Raw genomic sequence first — 15,662 nt, 5'->3', positions numbered from 1 at the left:
TCAGCCGAGAGACGAGTCCGTTAAATTGTTGGTTTTGGTTTTTCAGGTGCAGCTTGTTTATCTTTTCGACTTTCTTGAATATATACTTTAAAGAGAAAAATATTTAAACAGCCCAGTGTGAGGAATAACGGTGCAAAATAATATTCTTGAGACATAAGTAGGACGAAAACGCTTCCAAAACAGAACAGAGAACTAAACATAAAGTAAAACTGTAAGAATCTTCTCATTTTAGTCGCCTCCTATTCTTTTTCTTCTTACACTTATTATATCAAATACTTTCCAAAAAAGACACAAAATATTCACAAAATGTTCAATTTTTTTCTTATTTACCTATTGATTTTTTTGTCGATATGTAAATCAAGTGGGTTGTAATACCAATTAATTCCTGGGTGTAACTTTCTGATGGAAAGTTTATGTAAAATTTTATATGATAGAAATGGTATTGAAAAAAGGGGGAAAATCATCATGAGACGAATTGGGTGGCTATTTTTTACTATGGCAATTCTCTTACTCATAACTGCCGGTTGCTCAAATGATCAACAGAAAGCACAGGATCGATTTGATAAATATGTAGCCATGTGGAATAAAGAAGATTTTGAAGGTATGTATGGATACTTGTCTAAAGATGCTAAAAAGACGATTTCAGAAAAAGACTTTGTAAATCGATATAAAAATATCTATGATGCAATTGAAGCGGACAAGCTTAAAGTGAAGGCAAGTAAAATAGAAGACTTAGAAATAAAAGACCATAAAGCTGTTTTACCTTTTGAAGTAAACATGAACTCTGTAGCCGGTGAAATCTCATTTAAAGAAAATGCTGCTGTGGTTCAAGAAAAACAAGGGGATACAGAGAATTGGTATATTAATTGGAAGCCTAATATGATTTTTAAAGGACTTGAGCAAGGAGAGCAAGTAAGAGTAGCTACTCAGTCAGCTGTGCGTGGAGAAATTATGGATCGTTCAGGGAAATATTTAGCTCAAAACGGAGAAGCGATTCAAGTTGGAGTTGTTCCCCAGCAGTTTTCTAAAGGCGGCGAGCAAGCGATACGACAATTAAGCAAGACTCTTGCTCTTTCGGAAAAAAGTATTAATCAAGCACTGAGCGCTTCTTGGGTGAAAGAGAATCAATTTGTTCCTATTAAAACAGTTAGTCAAAAAGACGCCTCTAATTTAGAGAATTCTTTGAAAAAAGTAGAAGGCATTCAACAAAAAAAGGTAAATGCGCGCGTATATCCTTGTGAAGAAGCGTGTGCTCATTTAGTTGGATACGTTGCGCCTGTCACAGCGGAATATTTAAAAGAGCATAAAGATGAAGGTTATAATGCTCAGTCTAAAGCTGGAATGATTGGCTTAGAGTCTTTGTATGAAGATAAGCTTCGTGCTCGAGACGGCGTCACGATTTATACTGTAGATAAAGATGGTAATAAAAAGAATGAAATTGCAAAAGTGAATCCAAAAGACGGGGAAAGCATTCAGGTTACGGTAGACACGAATGTTCAAAAATCCCTTTATGAACAGTTAAAAGATGAAAAAGGAGTAGCTACTGCTCTTCAACCTAAAACGGGAGAAATATTAGGTCTTGTAAGCACGCCAGCTTTTGATCCGAATTCTTTTTCTTTTGGAATCGATGCTAATACGTATCAATCCCTTTCAACGAATCCTAATAAGCCGTTAATGAATCGTTTTACCAAAACGTATTCTCCGGGATCTACATTTAAGTTAGTCACCGGAGCTTTAGCGGTTGATGAAGACGTGCTAAATCCAAATGAAAGTATATCAATCAGCGGGAAGAAATGGCAGAAAGATAAAAGCTGGGGAAATTTCTACGTAACACGAGTGGGCAGCAAACCGAATGTTAATTTACGTGATGCTTATGTTACATCTGATAATATTTATTTTGCGCAGACTGCTTTGAAGCTAGGTTTAGACAAATTTAACAGTGGTTTAAAACAGTTTGGGTTTAATCAAAAATTGCCTGTTAATTATCCTTTTGAAACGTCTAAAATTGCAGGTGATCAAGATATTAAAGATGAGGGAGTATTAGCAAACTCTGGCTATGGCCAGGGGAAACTGCAAGTGAATCCTCTCCACTTGGCATTGATGTATACATCGATTGTAAACGATGGAAATATAGTAAAGCCTATTCTTATGAACGGTGATGAGAGTGGAATATGGAAAAAACAAGTAATATCTAAAGAAACGGCGCAATTAATTCAAAATGATTTAGTTGATGTCATTGAAGATAAAAACGGTACGGGTCATGCAGCAAAGATAGATGGGTTAACCTTGGCTGGAAAAACGGGAACAGCAGAGCTAAAGAAAACTCAAGGTGAAAAAGGGCAGGAAAACGGATGGTTTGTAGCTGTGGACACAAAACAGAAAAACTTACTCGTTTCAATGATGGTTGAAGGGGTAGAGGATAAAGGCGGAAGTCATTACGTCGTGCCGAAAGTAAAAAATGTATTTCAGCAATATAATAAGTAAATAATAAAAGCCAGTTCTAAAAGAGCTGGCTTTTATTATTTACACAAGGGGAGTAATGTTAAGTTTTTGTAAATCCCAATTTTATACAAACTCTGAAAACCCTTATTTTAAAAGGAATCAACGTATTATTGTTAATGTATTGTAAAGAAGCCTGAAAAAATGTGTTTGAAAAGTTATTGACAATTAACAATAATAGGAGTAATTTTTGACTTGGCGTAAAAAAATGAATCGCATAACCTATAGGTGAAAGAACCACATTTTGGGACTTTTGCTCTGGTAAACGTTTGTTTTTTTAGAATTTTTTGATACACAAGAGAGGTGGTTTCTCTCGTTATAGTAATGAACAGCTAGGTTTTATCCATTACTTTAAATGAAAAAAGAAACTAGAACACATATAAAAAGATAGAGAGAAAAAACGAGTGGTAAAGTTTCGATAAATTGGATGGAGGATTGCAACGTGATCAAAAGAAAAAAAGACAAGTTTTCTGAAATGTTAATGGACATTGCCCAAAATATTAAGGACTCAGCGGAGTTTTTAGGCAGCTTTGAACTTCAAAATGTATCTGACCTAAAGGAATTTGCCAACGTTTTAAAAGCGTATGAATCAAAAGGTGATAAATACGTGCATACAGTGATTACTGAGTTGAACAAAGCATTTATTACTCCAATTGAGCGTGAAGATATTTTACAGCTAGCGATGAGCATGGATGATGTACTTGATGGCATCGATAGCTTTGCTGCTTTAATGGAAATTCATTCAATTACGACATTTGATGAATATGTAGCTGAATTTGTTAAAAATATTCAAGGCTGTGCTGAAGAAATTTTAATTACTATTAATTTGTTGTCTGAGAAAAAGCTTCTTCAAATTAGTGAGCATGCAATTAAAATTAAAGAGTATGAGTCACATTGTGATACATTATATCGTCGTGCACTAAAACAATTATTTGCAACATGTAAAGATCCAATTAAAGTTATTCAATATAAAGAAATTTATGAAACGCTAGAAGAAATCGCGGATTATTGTCAAACGGTTGCGAACAACTTAGAATCAGTTATTATGAAGAATGCGTAACGGGGCTATAGTATAATGGATTCAATGCTAATATTAACCATTCTAATTGTAGTTGGTGCACTTGGTTTTGACTTTATCAACGGCTTTCACGATACAGCTAATGCCATTGCGACTTCTGTTTCAACCAAAGCTTTAAAACCGCGACATGCAATTCTTTTAGCCGCAACCATGAACTTTGTCGGGGCTATGACGTTTACGGGCGTAGCCAAAACGATTACAAAGGATATCGTTGATCCTTATACGCTTCAAAATGGTTCTGTCGTTATTTTAGCAGCATTAATTTCTGCTATCGCGTGGAACCTAATCACATGGTATTTCGGTATCCCGAGTAGTTCTTCTCATGCAATTATTGGATCGATTGCAGGAGCAGCTATTGCAGCTGCTGGATTTGGTGCTTTAAATTACAAAGGTTTCATCAAAATCATCGAAGCCCTTCTAATTTCACCAGTTCTAGCCTTTGTAGTAGGTTATATTGTCTATACGATTATCAAGCTAACGTTTAAAAACCATAACTTGACGAAAACGAATAAGCGTTTTCGCCGCGTTCAAATCCTGACTGCAGCTCTACAATCTTACACACACGGTACGAATGATGCGCAAAAAGCAATGGGTATCATTACGCTAGCGCTTATTGCTAACAATATGCAAAGCGGTACTGAGATTCAGTGGTGGGTACAGCTGGCTTGTGCGGTTGCAATGGGGCTTGGAACGTCAATTGGTGGATGGAAAATCATTAAAACCGTTGGCGGTAAAATTATGAAAATTCGTCCTGTTAATGGAGTAGCTGCGGACTTAACGGGTGCTGCCATTATCTTTGGAGCAACGTTTATTCATCTACCTGTCAGTACTACTCATGTTATTTCATCTTCTATCTTAGGTGTAGGTTCTGCTCACCGAGTGAAAGGTGTAAAATGGGGAACTGCACAGCGCATGGTGATTACATGGGTTATCACATTGCCAATTTCAGCTTCATTAGCTGCACTTATCTATATGATTTTAAATTTGTTGTTTTAATAAATGTGGAGCTTCTTTTAAAGAAGCTCCTTTTTTTATTTACATCCCCTCATTTGCACAGTACACTTAAAGCATGAAAATAACACAATCGTTTTTAAAAGGGAGATGGGGAAATGTTTGGAAAAGTAGCTGCTGATGTATTGGGGCTAAGTGATATTGGTTCTGTTATTAAGCCAGTTGATTATGACAAGGTAGATGCAGACGATTACGTTATGCATGAAGAACAAGAAAAAATTTATTTTCTAATCAAATCAAAGTCAGATGAATATTGCTTTACCAATAAAGCGCTCATTCACCTTGATGGAACAAGTGCTACAAGTAAAAAGCGAATGCTTCGCCGCTATAACTACAGCACAAATCACATTTCAAACGTAATGCTAGAAACGGCTGGAACTGTCGATTTAGATGTGGAAATTAAATTTAAAATTGGCTCGGAAACTTTTTCTATCGATGTACACAAAAAGCATATAGAAGAGGTAAAAGATTTATATAAAGCGCTGTTTAAAATGTCTGAAATAACGCGTGAAAATGAAATTGCGCTCGATTTTGCTAAACAAAGCATTCAGCTAGCTTCTTCTACGCTAAGCAGTACAAGAAATACAAGTGGAAGTGTTGCTGGTGAATTTAAAGAAATTAACGAAGCCGCGTTTTCTTGGTTATTAGATAAAAAAACAGCCTACACAACAAAAGATTTCAGCTCAGTTTTCGAGCTGTATATCAATAATTAATAGAAACAGCTGCTCCTTTTATGGAGCAGCTGTTTTTTAATGCTGAACGTTGTAGAATCCTCATGTTAACCTTGAAAAATCACCGAAAAAAGAGCACAATATAAAATAGAAAAGAGAAACAATAGAGACGGGTTTAACTGAAAGAAATAATAGAAAATAAGACTTATAGGTGGAAAGGATTACGGTATGACAGCAAAAAATAATGAGGATACAGTGGCAGAATTAGAAAAGTCACTTCGACATATTGCAGCTATTGTGAAGCAAAAAGGAAGAGAAATTTTAGAAGACTATACGATTACGCCACCTCAGTTTATTGCTTTGCAGTGGCTGTTTGAACGTGGAGATATGACGATTGGCGATTTATCAAATCGGATTTTTCTCGCTTGTAGTACAACGACAGATTTAGTAGATCGTATGGAAAAAAATAAGTTGGTGGTTCGGGTCAAAGATCCGAAAGACCGCCGCGTAGTGCGTATTCATTTGCTTCCTGAAGGAGCACGTGTTATCGAAGAAGTAATTGAAAAGCGACAAACGTATTTAAATGGCGTACTGGCAAACTTCTCTCCTAGTGAAACAGAAGTTTTACGAGTAACGTTACGAAAATTACATGATGAAATGAAAGAAAAATGAGGCGATTGTTTTGAGTAGACCAATTGGTGTTATAGATTCAGGTGTGGGCGGATTAACGGTAGCAAAGGAAATTATGAGACAGCTTCCGAAAGAACAAATTATGTACATTGGAGATACAGCACGCTGCCCATACGGTCCTCGTCCCAGTGAAGAAGTACGAGCTTTCACATGGGAGATGACTAATTATTTAGTAGATAAAGATATTAAAATGCTTGTTATTGCGTGCAACACGGCTACGGCAGTTGTACTAGATGAAATTCAAGAACAGCTCGATATTCCGGTTATAGGCGTCATTGAACCAGGATCACGAGCTGCGCTTAAAGTAACTAAAAATCATAAAATAGGCGTAATCGGCACAAACGGAACCGTTAAAAGCCAAGCCTATACACATGCACTCCGCGCTCTTCATACGAGAGTGGAAGTGGAAAATTTAGCATGCCCTTTGTTTGTACCTCTTGTAGAGAGCGGTAATTATGAAGGACCGGAAGCGCAGCGAATTGTAAAAGAAACATTAAAACCTTTTTATCATACAGATATGGATACCCTTATTTTAGGATGTACGCATTATCCGTTATTAAAGCCAGTTATTCAAGAAGCAATTGGGCCTCGAGTTCAGTTAATCAGTTCTGGTGAAGAAACGGCAATAGAGGTAAGTGCCATTCTTTCTTATAGCAATTTACTAGCTCCTAGAAGCATGGAGCCCGAACACTACTTCTATACAACAGGCTCAACAGAACTGTTTCAATCTATTGCATCTAAATGGTTTGAGCACCCTGTATATAATGTTGAGCATATCAAGCTTTAAAACCGAGCATATTAAGCTCGGTTTTTTTTGTGGCCAAAAACTTGTTTGAGCTGGTCTAAAATGCAAATAAGCTCGTATACATAGTAGTACAAACAGTCTGAGGAGGGAAAGGAATGTCCAAAAAGACCAAATTTGTTCTCATATCCGCCGTGGTGACCACATCTGTGTTGTTATCCGGCTGTGGACTTTTCGGAGGGGATAACGCAGCAAAGGAAATTGATCCGCCAAAGGATGTCACCTATGTGAAAGATGAAAAATCATTAGCGACTGAAGCGAAAGTAACGGAAGCTAATAAAAAACAAAGTAAAGCGGCAGAAACATCTGCGCCTACCAAAAGAGAAATTTACTTAATTGATAAAAACGGGTACGTTGTTCCCCAGACGCTTGAAATTCCTAAATCAAAAGGTGTCGCTAAACAGTCTCTTGAATATTTAGTAGAGGGTGGACCAGTCACAAACTTATTGCCAAATAATTTCCGAGCGGTTCTTCCTGCTGATACAAGAGTTTTAGGGACAAAGCTGGAAAGTGACGGCACGATGGTAGCAGATTTTTCACCTGAATTTGCTGAATATAAAAAAGAAGATGAACTCCGTATCCTGCAGGCCGTAACGTGGACGCTGACGCAGTTTGAAGGCGTAAATAAAGTTAAAATTCGCATTAACGGCTATGATAAAGATGAGATGCCTGTAAATCATACACCAATCAGTAAAGGGTTGAGCAGAGTAGATGGTATTAACTTTGATAATACTGGAGTAGTTGACGTAACCCAAACGAAGCCAGTTACGATCTATTACTTAGCTCAAGAGGGCAAACAAACTTACTATGTTCCTGTTACAAAACGAATTGCTTCTGATGACAAAGATATGTACACTGCAATTGTGAACGAGCTTGTAGAAGGACCTGCGCCTGCATCAGGTTTAGTGACAGATTTTAATCCTGATGCAAAGCTCGTAGCAGCTCCAAAGTATGCGGACGGTCAGTTAACGCTGAACTTTAATAAAAACATCTTTGGAAATTTAAAAGGAACGGAAATTTCTCAGTATGTTCTCGACTCCTTGGTGTTATCGCTGACGGAACAAAAAGCCGTAGACAGCGTTGCCATTAAGGTGAATGGCAAAAAAACGCTAAAAGATGAAAAAGGGAAAAAGCTAACGGAGCCAGTTTCAAGACCTAAAAATGTGAACACAGGTAGTTTTTAAAAACAAATTTTTGTTATACTAGTAAAGGACTAAGTAGAAAGAGGTCTGCTGAAATAGCGACCTCTTTCCGCTGTTTTATAGTTAAAATGGAAGAAGCTATTACATATAAATGAATTAATAGGAGGACATGCTTAATGCGTTTGGACGGTAGGGAATTTAATGAATTGAGACCTGTATCTCTTCATACTTCATACTTAAAGCATCCAGAAGGATCTGTATTAATCTCGGTGGGAGACACAAAGGTTATTTGTACAGCAAGCATAGACGACAGAGTGCCTCCTTTTATGCGTGGACAAGGAAAAGGATGGATTACAGCTGAATATTCTATGCTGCCTCGAGCTACGGCACAAAGAAATATACGCGAATCAACAAAAGGTAAAGTCACAGGACGAACAATGGAAATTCAGCGTCTGATCGGACGAGCTCTTCGTTCTGTAGTCGACCTGGAAAAGGTCGGAGAAAAGACCATTTGGATTGATTGTGATGTTATTCAAGCAGATGGCGGAACAAGAACAGCATCGATTACAGGTGCATTTGTGGCTATGGTTTTAGCGTTTGGAAAGCTGGTTGAAGAGAACAAGCTGACAGAAATTCCTATTCGTGACTATTTAGCTGCGACTTCAGTAGGTATCCATGGAGAAAATTCGATTTTAGATTTAAATTATGAAGAAGATTCGACAGCGGAAGTTGACATGAATATTGTGATGACAGGAAGCGGACAGTTTGTAGAATTACAGGGAACGGGAGAGGAATCGACGTTTTCGAGAGAACAGTTAAACCATCTTCTGGATTTAGGGGAAAAGGGTGTTTATCAATTGATTGAACAGCAAAAGAAAGTTCTTGATCATCTGGCTGCTTACATTCCGGTTAAAGAAAGGTAAGGGATTAACGTGCGTGAAATCATTATTGCAACTAAAAATGCAGGCAAAGTAAAGGATTTTGAAACACTATTCTCACCGAAGGGATTTAAAGTAACATCGCTTCTTGATTTTCCTGAAATTGAGGACGTGGAAGAAACGGGCGTTACATTTGCAGAGAACGCCACGCTAAAGGCAGAAACCATTTCATCAGCATTAAATAAGCCGGTTATTGCCGATGATTCTGGGCTTGCTATTGATGCCTTAAACGGAGAGCCAGGCGTTTATTCCGCGCGTTATGCTGGTGAAAATAAAGATGATAATGCTAATATAGAGAAGGTACTTCAAAAATTACATGACGTGCCGTTTGAAAAGCGCACGGCACGTTTTCATTGTACGCTTGCTATTGCAGTGCCTGGAAAGAGAACAGAGCTTGTAGAAGGCACGTGTGAAGGGCGCATCTTGGAAGAAAAAAGAGGCGAGAACGGCTTTGGATACGATCCTATTTTCTTTGTAGAAAAATGGAACTGCTCCATGGCAGAATTGTCTAAAGAACAAAAAAATCAAATTAGTCACCGAGCAAATGCGTTAGAAAAACTAGCACCGCTAATTGATGCGCAATTTTAGAAGGAGTGATGACGTGTGAAACTATTAATTGTAAGCGATAGCCACGGGTTACAAGAAGAACTGCTCACTATCAGAGAAAGACATGCTGATGTAGATAAGATGATTCATTGTGGTGACTCTGAGTTGCCACAAGACAGCAAAGAAATGTCTTCGTTTTTAGGCGTTCGAGGAAATTGTGATTATGATGCATCTTACGTCAATGATCGAGTAGAGTCACTTGGAGAAGCCACGTGTCTGGTTACACACGGTCACTTATATAATGTTAAAATGTCTATGATGAATCTGCATTACAAAGCGAGAGAAGTGGGGGCAAACGTTGTTTGTTTTGGGCATTCTCACATAGCGGGAGCTGAGCTCATGGACGGAGTTTTATTTATCAATCCAGGAAGTATGTTACTTCCTCGTATGAGAAAAGAACGTACGTATGCTATACTAGTAATGGATGGTACAGAAGCTACCGTGCAGTTTTACGATATAAGCGGTAAACATATTCCTAGCATGCAGTTAACCTGTACACTTTCAGCATAATATAGCCAAATATAGGGAGAAGAGAAGGTTTTTTACCTCTCTTCTCATAAAATTTCAAAAAAACGTTGACTTTTAAATTATATTTGAATATAATAAGTATTGTCTTTGATACAGTTTAACATTATGTCCCAGTAGCTCAGCAGGATAGAGCAACGGCCTTCTAAGCCGTCGGTCGGGAGTTCGAATCTCTCCTGGGACGTCTAGAAAAAAATCCCGGCTTTTACTTTTTAGTAAAAGCCGGGATTTTTTTATTTATCTTAAAAGTGAATGTTTGTTCATTCAGTGTGTACAAATGAACGTTTCAGAAAAACTTTTTGAGTGGCTATAAACCCTTATTGCATCAATAATGAAAACGCATTCAAATATTCTGTTTAGTCTAAATTGTCTAAAAAAATCTTGAAAAGTGGTTGACTATGCATAGAAATGGGCGTAAGATAGTCCTCAAATATAAGTTTTCTAAAAATTTTAATTAATTGTAATTAATTTAAAATATGATGTGTAAAGCATTGTTCAAAAAGCATATAGCGTTTTAAAACGTTGAAGAGGATAAGTAGTTTTGATGTTTAGGTATCAACAGAGAGTCGGGTTGCTGGAAGCCGGCGTTACCAAGTCAAAATGAACTCACCTCAGAGTGTCACCCTGAAATTCAGTAAGGGCGACCGAGTGTACTTCCAAAGCACTCGTTATCAAAAAGAATGTACAGTATACATTCATAAGGTAATCATTACGATTACAAACGAGGGTGGTACCGCGTAAAGTACAAAAGACTTTTCGCCCCTTGACCTATATCATTTGATAGGGTCTATTTAGGGGTGAGAAGTCTTTTTTCTTTTATCTAGAAAACGAAAGGATGAGAAAAGTGGGAGCCAATATGCAAACGAAAGAACCTGTAAGCGCTGGGGCACAAATGAATGGAGCTGACATGTTGATTGAATCTCTAAGAAGAGAAAACGTTGACGTCATCTTCGGTTACCCAGGGGGAGCCGTTTTACCGATTTACGATAAGCTATACGGTTCAGGAATGTTTCACGTACTTGCTCGTCACGAACAAGGTGGAATTCACGCAGCAGAAGGGTACGCAAGAATTTCAGGTAAACCCGGTGTAGTTATCGCAACAAGTGGTCCTGGTGCAACAAATATCGTAACAGGTTTGGCAGATGCGATGATTGACTCACTTCCTTTAGTTGTTTTTACTGGTCAAGTAGCTTCAAGTGTAATTGGTTCTGACGCGTTCCAAGAAGCAGATGTATTAGGAATCACAATGCCAATTACAAAACATAGCTATCAAGTACGCAATATCAGCGACATGCCGAGAATCATCAAAGAGGCATTTCATATTGCGACAACAGGAAGACCTGGTCCAGTCTTAATCGACATTCCAAAAGATATGGCACAGGGTGATGGAACATTTAATTATGAAGGAGAAATTGATTTACCTGGCTATCAGCCAACTTATTTTCCAAATCAGCTGCAGGTTAAAAAGTTAACAGACGCAGTAGCAGCTGCAAAGAAACCTGTTATTCTAGCAGGTGCGGGAGTATTATTGAGTAAAGGTTCAGAAGAATTAAAAAAATATGCTGAGCGTCAAAATATTCCGGTTATTAATACGCTTTTAGGGTTAGGTTGTTTTCCTGCAGATCATCCGCTTCATTTAGGAATGGCTGGCATGCACGGAACGTACACAGCAAACATGGCAATTTATGAGAGTGATCTTCTCATTAGTATCGGGGCGCGCTTTGATGACCGAGTAACAGGTAACTTAAAGCATTTTGCACCAAATGCAAAAATTGCTCACATTGACATCGACCCAGCGGAAATTGGAAAGAATGTTCCAACCAAGATTCCAATTGTTGGAGATGCAAAAGAAGTATTAAAGCAATTGCTTCTGCAAGAAGGAGAAGTTGGAGATTATACGAAATGGCATGAGAAATTAGCGGCGTGGAAACAAGAATATCCATTATGGTATCAGAACTCAGCGGACGTGTTGAAACCACAAAAAGTAGTTGAGTTGCTTCACAAATATACAAATGGAGATGCCGTTGTTACAACGGACGTTGGGCAACATCAGATGTGGGTAGCTCAATACTACACATTTAATAATCCAGATCGATGGGTAACTTCAGGTGGCCTTGGCACCATGGGCTTTGGATTACCTTCTGCAATCGGCGCTCAGCTGGCAAATAAAGATAAAACAGTTGTAGCAGTCGTTGGTGACGGTGGATTTCAAATGACGCTTCAAGAATTAGGGGTTATTAGAGAATTAAACTTACCTGTTAAAGTGGTTGTGCTTAACAATCAGTCGCTTGGAATGGTTCGTCAGTGGCAGGAAATCTTCTATGAAGAACGCTACTCGCACTCTTTAATTCCGAATCAGCCTAATTTAATGAAGCTTGCAGAAGCCTATGATATCAAAGGTTTACAAGCTTCTACTGAAGAAGAAGCGCATGCGGCTCTGAAAGAAGCAATGGAAACAGATGGACCTGTTTTACTAAACTTCTTTGTCGCACCTAAAGAAAACGTATATCCAATGGTTGCACCTGGAAAAGGATTACATGAAATGGTAGGGGTGAAACCATGAAGCGAATCATTACAGCAACTGTATTAAACCGTGCGGGCGTTTTAAATCGCGTAACGGGGTTATTTACAAAAAGAAATTTCAATATTGAGAGTATTTCGGTAGGACACACTGAATCTGAAGATGTATCACGCATGACGTTTGTCGTAAACGTAGAGCATGACAATGCTGCTGAACAAGTGATTAAGCAGTTAAACAAGCAGATTGACGTGTTGAAAGTTCAAGATATTACGGATCAAGCCGTGGTGTCAAGAGAGCTTGCTTTAATGAAAGTAGCATCTACACCTGCGAGCCGTAACGAACTTTATGCAGTAATTGAGCCTTTCCGTGCAACCATCATTGATGTAAGCCGCGACAGCTTAATTATTCAAGTAACAGGTGAATCCAGCAAGATTGAAGCGATGATTGATTTACTTCAGCCTTATGGATTAAAAGAAGTAACGCGCACAGGGACAGTAGCTGTTCCGCGCGGTACGCAAAAAGCAGCAGCCAAACTTTCATCAATCATTTAATTCTAGCTAGTTACTAAAAAAGTAAACTATATAAAACTATATAAACTAAGAGGAGAGATTTATTATGACAAAGGTATATTACAACGGAGATGCAAAGGATCAATTATTACAAGGTAAAACAGTAGCAATCGTAGGTTATGGTTCACAAGGTCACGCTCACGCACAAAACTTACGCGACAGCGGAGTAAACGTGGTAGTAGGATTACGTAAAGGTAAATCATGGGATCAAGCAGAACAAGACGGCTTCACTGTATTATCTGTAAAAGAAGCAGTTCAACAAGCAGAAGTAGTAATGGTATTACTTCCAGATGAGCATCAGCCAAAAGTTTATAACGAAGAAATTCTTCCAGGATTAAAACCAGGAAAATCTTTAGTATTTGCTCACGGTTTTAACATTCACTTTAATCAAATCGTAGCACCTGAATTCGTTGACGTATTCTTAGTAGCTCCAAAAGGTCCTGGTCACCTTGTAAGAAGAACATATGAAGAAGGAGCTGGCGTACCGGCGTTATTCGCAGTATTCCAAGACGTAACTGGCGAAGCAAAAGACGTAGCATTAGCTTATGCTAAAGCAATTGGCTCAGCTCGTGCGGGTGTATTAGAAACAACGTTTAAAGAAGAAACAGAAACAGATCTTTTCGGTGAGCAAGCAGTACTTTGCGGCGGTTTAACTTCATTAGTTAAAGCTGGTTTTGAAACGCTTGTAGAAGCTGGCTACCAACCGGAAGTTGCATATTTTGAGTGTTTACACGAATTAAAATTAATTGTTGACCTTATGTATGAAGGTGGAATGGAAGGCATGCGTTATTCAATCTCTGATACAGCTCAATGGGGTGACTTCGTTTCAGGACCACGCGTTGTAGATGAGCGTTCAAAAGAACAAATGAAAAAAGTGCTTGAAGATATCCAAACAGGTAAATTTGCAAAAGGCTGGATCCTAGAAAACCAAGCAAATCGTCCAGAATTTACAGCTATCAATAACCGTGAAAACGAACATTTAATTGAAAAAGTTGGCGCTCAATTACGTGAAATGATGCCATTTGTTAAAAAACAAAAGAAAGAAGCGGTGATCGCTAGTGCAAAAAATTAAACTATTTGACACGACGCTACGCGATGGTGAACAGTCACCTGGAGTCAATTTGAACCTACAAGAAAAGCTTGAAATTGCTAAGCAGTTAGAGCGATTAGGTATCGACATTATTGAAGCCGGATTTCCCGCTTCTTCAAAAGGTGATTTTCAATCCGTAAAAGAAATTGCGTCTATTGTCAAAAATTCTTCTGTAACAGGCCTTGCAAGGTCTGTTACAAAAGATATTGACATTGCATGGGAAGCGTTAAAAGAAAGTGCAGAACCAAGACTGCATGTTTTTATCGCTACTTCCGAAATTCATATGCAGCATAAATTGAAAAAAACACCTGATGAAGTACTTGAAACAGCAGTGGAAATGGTGAAATACGCAAGTAAAAAATTCCCGGTTGTTCAATGGTCTGCTGAAGATGCATGTCGCACAGATTTACCGTTTTTAGCTAGAATTGTAGAAGCTGTTATCGATGCTGGTGCAAAAGTCGTTAATATTCCAGATACGGTAGGATTTATCACGCCTGGTGACTATCAATCCGTATTTAATTACTTAAAAGAACATGTATCAAATATTCATAAGGTCGATTTGTCAGCTCACTGCCACGATGACTTAGGGCTAGCTGTTGCTAATTCAATGGCTGCTATTGAAGCAGGAGCTACTCAAATTGAAGGAACGATTAACGGAATCGGAGAACGTGCCGGTAACGCTGCTCTTGAAGAAGTAGCACTTGCGCTTCATGTCCGTCAAGACTTCTATCAAGCGAGCACAGGTTTGATCTTGCCCGAAATCAAGCGTACGAGTGACATTATCAGTAAGCTTACCGGAATGAATATTGCGCCAAATAAAGCAATTGTCGGAAAAAATGCTTTTGCTCATGAATCAGGTATTCACCAAGATGGCGTCTTAAAAAATCCGTTAACATATGAGATTATTTCCCCAGAACTTGTGGGTGTTAAACAAAATCCGATTGTGCTGGGTAAACACTCAGGCCGTCATGCGTTCCGTACACGCTTAGTAGAGCTTGGGTTCACATTGGAAGATACAGAAGCAAACGTGCTTTTTGAGAAGTTTAAAGACTTAGCAGATAAGAAAAAAGACATTACCGACGATGATTTATTGGCATTAGTCATTCAAAAGCAAGTTAGCAAAGACAGTGAATATAAGCTTGAAAGTCTGCAAGTTCAGTATGGTACGAACAATATTCCTACGGCTACGATTACGCTTCGCAAAGAAAACGGCGAAGAGATTCAAGAAGCAGCTACGGGATCTGGAAGCGTGGAAGCTATCTATAATACGCTGCAGCGCTGTGTTGAGCAAGATGTCAAACTATTAGACTATCGTATTCAGTCTATTAACGGCGGTCCGGATGCACTGGCTGAAGTATTTGTGAAGGTTGAAAGCGAAGGAACTGAAGCAAGCGGACGCGGAGTAGCATTTGACGTATTAGAATCGTCAGCGAAAGCCTATTTAAATGCCATTAATCGATTAATCGCTATTCAGCAGCATCGTACAAAGCAAGAAGTAATGTGAACTGAAGGGAGAGACC

The 15,662-nt window shown here is 38.5% G+C and carries 15 protein-coding genes, 1 tRNA gene and 1 other annotated feature; of the genes, 15 read left to right on the top strand and 1 reads right to left on the bottom strand.

All coding sequences use genetic code 11. From position 1 onward, the window contains the following. Positions 1-20: 20 nt before the first annotated feature. Entirely contained in the window at positions 21-227 is a 207-nt protein-coding gene (locus LJY09_RS23320; RefSeq protein ID WP_013059387.1) for a hypothetical protein, read from the bottom strand. Positions 228-465: 238 nt separating this feature from the next. On the opposite strand from LJY09_RS23320, the gene LJY09_RS23315 reads away from it, so the two are divergent. The 15 genes from LJY09_RS23315 (at position 466) to LJY09_RS23245 (ending at position 15,646) form a co-directional block, all read left to right on the top strand. Then, positions 466-2,484 (top strand): penicillin-binding transpeptidase domain-containing protein, encoded by a 2,019-nt coding sequence (locus LJY09_RS23315; protein ID WP_047749796.1) that lies wholly within the window; start codon positions 466-468, stop codon positions 2,482-2,484. A gap of 442 nt (positions 2,485-2,926) precedes the next feature. Continuing rightward, on the top strand, positions 2,927-3,559 hold the full coding sequence (locus tag LJY09_RS23310) for a DUF47 domain-containing protein (RefSeq protein WP_029711160.1): 633 nt from the start codon (positions 2,927-2,929) through the stop codon (positions 3,557-3,559). A gap of 15 nt (positions 3,560-3,574) precedes the next feature. Then, positions 3,575-4,573, top strand: coding sequence for an inorganic phosphate transporter (locus LJY09_RS23305; protein WP_013059384.1), 999 nt, complete (start codon positions 3,575-3,577; stop codon positions 4,571-4,573). Between the two features lie 113 nt (positions 4,574-4,686). Beyond that, a complete protein-coding gene (locus LJY09_RS23300) occupies positions 4,687-5,301 on the top strand; it encodes a PH domain-containing protein (RefSeq protein WP_013059383.1) in 615 nt (204 codons plus the stop codon). A gap of 186 nt (positions 5,302-5,487) precedes the next feature. Next, positions 5,488-5,931, top strand: coding sequence for a MarR family winged helix-turn-helix transcriptional regulator (locus LJY09_RS23295; protein ID WP_013059382.1), 444 nt, complete (start codon positions 5,488-5,490; stop codon positions 5,929-5,931). Positions 5,932-5,941: 10 nt separating this feature from the next. Beyond that, on the top strand, positions 5,942-6,736 hold the full coding sequence (gene racE, locus LJY09_RS23290) for a glutamate racemase (RefSeq protein WP_028411743.1): 795 nt from the start codon (positions 5,942-5,944) through the stop codon (positions 6,734-6,736). A 113-nt stretch (positions 6,737-6,849) separates the two neighbouring features. Beyond that, positions 6,850-7,935, top strand: coding sequence for a GerMN domain-containing protein (locus tag LJY09_RS23285; protein WP_028411742.1), 1,086 nt, complete (start codon positions 6,850-6,852; stop codon positions 7,933-7,935). A gap of 134 nt (positions 7,936-8,069) precedes the next feature. After that, the gene (rph, locus tag LJY09_RS23280) at positions 8,070-8,816 is read left to right on the top strand and encodes a ribonuclease PH (protein WP_028411741.1); all 747 of its coding nucleotides are present in this window, start codon (positions 8,070-8,072) and stop codon (positions 8,814-8,816) included. Positions 8,817-8,825: 9 nt separating this feature from the next. Next, a complete protein-coding gene (locus LJY09_RS23275) occupies positions 8,826-9,419 on the top strand; it encodes an XTP/dITP diphosphatase (RefSeq protein WP_028411740.1) in 594 nt (197 codons plus the stop codon). A 15-nt stretch (positions 9,420-9,434) separates the two neighbouring features. Next, the gene (locus tag LJY09_RS23270) at positions 9,435-9,947 is read left to right on the top strand and encodes a metallophosphoesterase (protein ID WP_028411739.1); all 513 of its coding nucleotides are present in this window, start codon (positions 9,435-9,437) and stop codon (positions 9,945-9,947) included. Between the two features lie 125 nt (positions 9,948-10,072). Beyond that, a tRNA-Arg gene (locus LJY09_RS23265) sits at positions 10,073-10,146 on the top strand. Between the two features lie 329 nt (positions 10,147-10,475). After that, positions 10,476-10,729, top strand: a binding site (T-box leader). Between the two features lie 68 nt (positions 10,730-10,797). Beyond that, positions 10,798-12,525: an acetolactate synthase large subunit gene (ilvB, locus tag LJY09_RS23260; RefSeq protein WP_228307443.1), complete on the top strand. Its 1,728-nt coding sequence runs from the start codon at positions 10,798-10,800 to the stop codon at positions 12,523-12,525. Further along, positions 12,522-13,034, top strand: a complete 513-nt coding sequence (gene ilvN / locus LJY09_RS23255) for an acetolactate synthase small subunit (RefSeq protein ID WP_013059375.1) — start codon at positions 12,522-12,524, stop codon at positions 13,032-13,034. The genes ilvB and ilvN overlap by 4 nt, the downstream gene beginning before the upstream one ends. Positions 13,035-13,098: 64 nt before the next feature. Continuing rightward, complete coding sequence (gene ilvC / locus LJY09_RS23250; protein ID WP_028411737.1) at positions 13,099-14,124, top strand: ketol-acid reductoisomerase; 1,026 nt, start codon at positions 13,099-13,101, stop codon at positions 14,122-14,124. Beyond that, a complete protein-coding gene (locus LJY09_RS23245; protein ID WP_025750618.1) occupies positions 14,111-15,646 on the top strand; it encodes a 2-isopropylmalate synthase in 1,536 nt (511 codons plus the stop codon). The genes ilvC and LJY09_RS23245 overlap by 14 nt, the downstream gene beginning before the upstream one ends. Positions 15,647-15,662: the final 16 nt, after the last annotated feature.

Origin of the sequence: Priestia sp. J2, assembly GCF_020790095.1 — a bacterium.
Classification (GTDB): Bacteria; Bacillota; Bacilli; order Bacillales; family Bacillaceae_H; genus Priestia; species Priestia zanthoxyli.
This window is presented reverse-complemented; position numbering and strand designations above follow the sequence as displayed.

Coding starts and splice junctions, on each gene's coding strand:
- ilvB (WP_228307443.1), top strand. CDS start 10,798: ATGAGAAAAGTGGGAGCCAATATGCAAACGAAAGAACCTGTAAGCGCT.
- LJY09_RS23300 (WP_013059383.1), top strand. CDS start 4,687: ATGTTTGGAAAAGTAGCTGCTGATGTATTGGGGCTAAGTGATATTGGT.
- LJY09_RS23310 (WP_029711160.1), top strand. CDS start 2,927: ATGGAGGATTGCAACGTGATCAAAAGAAAAAAAGACAAGTTTTCTGAA.
- LJY09_RS23315 (WP_047749796.1), top strand. CDS start 466: ATGAGACGAATTGGGTGGCTATTTTTTACTATGGCAATTCTCTTACTC.
- ilvC (WP_028411737.1), top strand. CDS start 13,099: ATGACAAAGGTATATTACAACGGAGATGCAAAGGATCAATTATTACAA.
- rph (WP_028411741.1), top strand. CDS start 8,070: ATGCGTTTGGACGGTAGGGAATTTAATGAATTGAGACCTGTATCTCTT.
- LJY09_RS23295 (WP_013059382.1), top strand. CDS start 5,488: ATGACAGCAAAAAATAATGAGGATACAGTGGCAGAATTAGAAAAGTCA.
- LJY09_RS23320 (WP_013059387.1), bottom strand. CDS start 227: ATGAGAAGATTCTTACAGTTTTACTTTATGTTTAGTTCTCTGTTCTGT.
- LJY09_RS23305 (WP_013059384.1), top strand. CDS start 3,575: ATGGATTCAATGCTAATATTAACCATTCTAATTGTAGTTGGTGCACTT.
- ilvN (WP_013059375.1), top strand. CDS start 12,522: ATGAAGCGAATCATTACAGCAACTGTATTAAACCGTGCGGGCGTTTTA.
- LJY09_RS23285 (WP_028411742.1), top strand. CDS start 6,850: ATGTCCAAAAAGACCAAATTTGTTCTCATATCCGCCGTGGTGACCACA.